This window comes from Microcystis sp. LE19-84.1B (assembly GCF_027531875.1).
Lineage (GTDB): Bacteria > Cyanobacteriota > Cyanobacteriia > Cyanobacteriales > Microcystaceae > Microcystis > Microcystis panniformis.
In genome coordinates, this window is sequence record NZ_JAPZSR010000464.1 from 1 (window position 1) to 4,396 (window position 4,396).

Below are 4,396 nucleotides of genomic sequence, written 5' to 3' on the forward strand. Positions count from 1 at the left end.
TGCTTCGCCCCTACAGGACGCGGGCCGATGAAGACGCAAGGTTTTGAACGACGATTCTCTCAAAATCTTGCACCTGTTTCGGAAGAAAAGCCCCAAAACCCTTACTTTGCCTACATTTCACATTTATTCAGCAAACCCTAAGTAGGTAGGTATTAAAAACTGTCAGATCCCCCGCCTATCGGCACCCCCCTTATTCAGGGTAGATACCCCCGCCTATCGGCACCCCCCTTATCAAGGGGGGCAGGGGGGATCGAACCTAAAATCCATTTTTAATTTAATTATAACCAGCTACTTAACTAGGGTTTATAACTGGGAAAATCGATATAACCTTCCTTGTCAAAAGAATACCAATCTTTCATCTCAGCATCGGGATTAAGGGGCCAATTATTGGCGAATCTTTCCACCAAATCGGGATTACTGATATAGGGGCGACCGAAAGCAATTAAATCCGCATCTCCTAACTGAATAGCGGCTTCAGCAGTTTCTTTTGTATAACCACAATTGCCGATTAAAGCACTATTAAAAACAGCCCGAAACTCGGATAAAAGCATCGGTTTACCCTTTTCATGAAAACCAAAAGCCAAGCCATCTAGCAGATGCAAATAAGCTAAATTGTACTCATTTAATCTTTGGGCAACATAGAGAAAAGTTTCTCGAAAATCCTCGGAACCCATGTCATTATAAACGCCATTGGGAGAGAGACGCACCCCCACCCGATGACTGGGAAAAACAGTTAAAATTGCCTCGACTACTTCCTGTAAAAAACGATAGCGATTCGCCAAACTGCCACCGTACTTATCCTGACGCTGATTAGTGGCCGATTGTAGAAAAGTATCGATTAAATAACCATTAGCCCCGTGAATTTCTATGCCATCAAACCCCGCTAATTTGGCCCTCTGAGCGGCTTGACGGTAATCGGCGACAATTGTGGGGATTTCCTCGGTTTCTAAGGCTCTAGGGGTCTCGTAGGGCTGTTTACCTATGGGTGTATGCAACTCCCCCTTAATCTTAATTGCGGAAGGGGCAACCGGTAAAGCCCCATTTTCCTGAAAACTGGGATGAGAAGCGCGACCACAGTGCCACAATTGACAAAAAATTGGTGTTCCTTTTCTTTGGGCGATTTTTGTCACTATTTGCCATGCTTGCGCTTGTTCATCGGTGTAGATACCGGGGGTATTTTGCCAACCGTTAGCTTGGGGAGAAATTACCGTCGCTTCTGTAATCATTAATCCGGCGCTGGCCCTTTGCCGGTAATACTCGGCCATTATCTCATTAGCAAGACGTTTTTCTCCGGCTCGCGCTCGCGTCATGGGGGCAAGCACAAGACGATTTTCTAGGTTTAAATCTCCCAATTTAAATTGACTTAAAAGAGCCAGGGAAGTAGTGAAAGAAGTCATGGAATTTGCCGATAGAGAATTTAGGTTAATTCTACCGCAGTTAGTTAAAACCAGACAACCGCACCCAAGGGTGATTGACTGGCTATCTGCGAGATTGTTCCTCTGCTAAGGGAGGAGAATTAATCGGGTCAATTAGCTGACTATAATTGATCTTGGTCATAAATTTGACTATAATTACCAGTTATTTAATTTATTCATAGTCCAAATTTAAAGAGACATAAACTATATTTTTTGGTAGTTAAGTCATGATGTTTCGGTTTAAAATAGGGTAATTACGCTTATGTTTATCTGACCAGAAATAGTCATTGTCGAGATGTCTAGTAACTGGTGTTTTACCGATCAAATAGACTTCCTAGGGACTGAAACCCTTACTATTCCGTGCTTGCGAATTTTAAGAGGGTTTTTTAGAATCAGTATTTTTTAGGAAACCTACCCAAAAATACCCAAAAGAGGCAAACAGCCTCTAGATTGCGTTGATAAAAATGGGAAAACACGAGTTTTTAGCAAGCATAGTTCATTTAATTGTGCTAATCTCCAAAAAATAGCTATTTTTTCACAATTTATTTAGAACTAATTTATTAGTAAAAAAAAGTCTTGATCGACTTGGGCTTTGTGGCTAGTATGTAAAGCATCTAGCTTCTTCATTGGAGACACCTGAATGAAAGCCCTATTACTGTGGCCGCTGATGCCCAACTCCTTTTGGTCCTATCAAGAGACTTTAGATCTAGCCGGTTTAAGAGCAACCAATCCGCCCCTGGGTTTAATTACGGTGGCAGCCCTGTTACCATCGGATTGGGAAATCCGGTTTGTCGATCGCAATGTCCGATTAGAAACAGCTTCGGATTGGGAGTGGTGCGATTTGGTAATCATCTCCGCCATGATCATTCAGAAAAAGGACTTTCAAGAATTGATTGCCAAAGGGTTGCAGTTGGGTAAAAAAGTGGCTGTGGGCGGGCCTTACCCCACCTCCTATCCAGAAGTTGCCCAAAAAGCTGGGGCAGATTACCTGATTCTCGATGAAGGAGAACTGACAATCCCGCTGTTCCTGGCGGCCCTGGAGCGGGGTGAACCGAGTGGTGTCTTTAGAGCCAGCGAGAAACCCGATGTCACCATGACACCGATCGCCCGCTATGATCTACTAGATCTGGATGCCTATCTGGCGATTACCGTGCAGTTTTCTCGCGGTTGCCCCTTTCAATGCGAATTTTGTGACATCATCAACCTCTATGGCCGCAAACCGCGCACCAAAACCCCAGAACAAATGTTGGCTGAGTTGGAGACGTTATATCAACTGGGGTGGAGGCGCTACATTTTTGTTGTCGATGACAACTTCATTGGCAATAAGCGGAATGCCAAGGTGTTTCTGCGGGAGTTGATCCCCTGGATGGAGCAACACCAGTATCCCTTTAAACTGATTACGGAAGCTTCCCTTAATCTGGCCGAAGACAGTGAACTGATCGAGTTAATGGTCAAGGCCGGCTTTATGCTGGTGTTTATGGGGATTGAGACACCAGATACCGATAGCTTAATCGGCATCAACAAGGTTCAAAACACCCGCCAATCCCTGATCGAATCCTGTCACAAAATTACCCGCATGGGGCTGCAGATTATGTCTGGCTTCATTATCGGTTTTGACAATGAGAAACCTGGCGCAGGGCAGCGGATCAAAGAGTTTATTATGGAGGCGAGTATTCCCCAGGGGCAGTTTAGCCTGCTCCAGGCACTGCAAAATACTGCCCTGTGGAATCGCCTGCAACAGGAAGGCCGTCTGGTGGATGGCATGGGTACTTTCCATCAGGGAGCGATGATGAACTTTGAGCCAACTCGCCCGGTGGAAGAGATTACCGAAGAATACATCGACGCTTTCTGGGAAATCTACGATCCTGTTAACTACCTGAAACGAACCTTCAACCATTTCATGATCATGGGGGGATGGCGCGGCAAATCGAACCGTAAATTAGATTGGCAACAGTGGCAATTGTTCCGTTCCTTGCTCTGGCGGCAGGGGATTGTCCGACCGACGCGCTTCCGTTTCTGGTGGCAACTGGCGGTGATTGCCTGGGTCAAACCCCGTCTGCTAGAAGAGTATCTAGCGACCCTAGGGATAGGTGAGCATTTTTTTGCCTATCGCTATGAAGTCAGAGAACAATTACTAAAACAACTAGCCGATTTAAAGCAACAGAAAGCAAGGGTAGCCCAGCTGGAAAAAACGCTCAAAAGCTAGACAATAGTGCCGACAAACAGTCATTTATCCCTAAACAGCGCTCTTGAATCCTACCCCAAAGTAGAGCAAGAAAAAGCGAGTGGGGTTGTTTGACTGTCAAGTCAGGTAATCTGTCCCCACAATTCATTCAAACTTACCGAAAAATTGGGTTGAAAGCCTCGCCCTTTTAGGGCGACTTTATAGGATGTATGATATTAAGAATAGGGGGCCGGGTAAGCAACCGCTTAAAAAACCCAGTCATCAACCGATGAACGCACCGTTCGGCAAAAGCTCACGGCCGAAGCCTTGAAAACTAGAGTTATCGAAAAAATCGGGTCTAAAACCTCGCCTTAAGGCGAAAATTTGGTAATGATTCGGTAGTAGTGGCGTAGCTATCTTGCTTACCTGGTATGAATTGTGTCAAATATTTATTAATAAAAATAATTGGAACCCGCTCAGTCTTTAACCCTCTAGCTTGCTCATGACTTTTCTGATAAATATCTTTTTCTGGCTCCTGTCTGGCTTACTCAAATATCAGTCTAGCACCGAACAAAGTACCCCCCCTAGTTCACCTCTATTCCCCTGTCAAGCGTTGTGGTTCTCACCCTACTATCAAGAATGGTTCTATTCCTAAGGGAAAACCCAAACGTCAAGGTAAAGAATGTGGTCAACCGTTTGTGATCAATCCCACTAATAAAACCGTCTCTGACGAAACCAAACAATTAATTGATAAACTCTTGCTCGAACGAATTTCCTTACGAGGAATTGCTAGAGTAACAGGGGTAAGTTGGTCATG

The 4,396-nt window shown here is 44.8% G+C and carries 2 protein-coding genes and 1 pseudogene; 2 read left to right on the forward strand and 1 reads right to left on the reverse strand.

Annotated features, from left to right (window positions below; genetic code table 11):
- Positions 1 to 296 precede the first annotated feature (296 nt).
- Positions 297 to 1,397 carry an alkene reductase gene (locus O9324_RS25895; protein WP_288141703.1) on the reverse strand — a complete coding sequence of 367 codons (1,101 nt, stop codon included), beginning with the start codon at positions 1,395 to 1,397 and terminating at the stop codon, positions 297 to 299.
- 658 nt (positions 1,398 to 2,055) lie between these two features.
- Here O9324_RS25895 and O9324_RS25900 point away from each other — a divergent pair.
- Complete coding sequence (locus O9324_RS25900; RefSeq protein ID WP_002790117.1) at positions 2,056 to 3,621, forward strand: B12-binding domain-containing radical SAM protein; 1,566 nt, start codon at positions 2,056 to 2,058, stop codon at positions 3,619 to 3,621.
- A gap of 460 nt (positions 3,622 to 4,081) precedes the next feature.
- A pseudogene (locus O9324_RS27620) lies at positions 4,082 to 4,369 on the forward strand (ISNCY family transposase); the annotation flags it as partial.
- Positions 4,370 to 4,396: the final 27 nt, after the last annotated feature.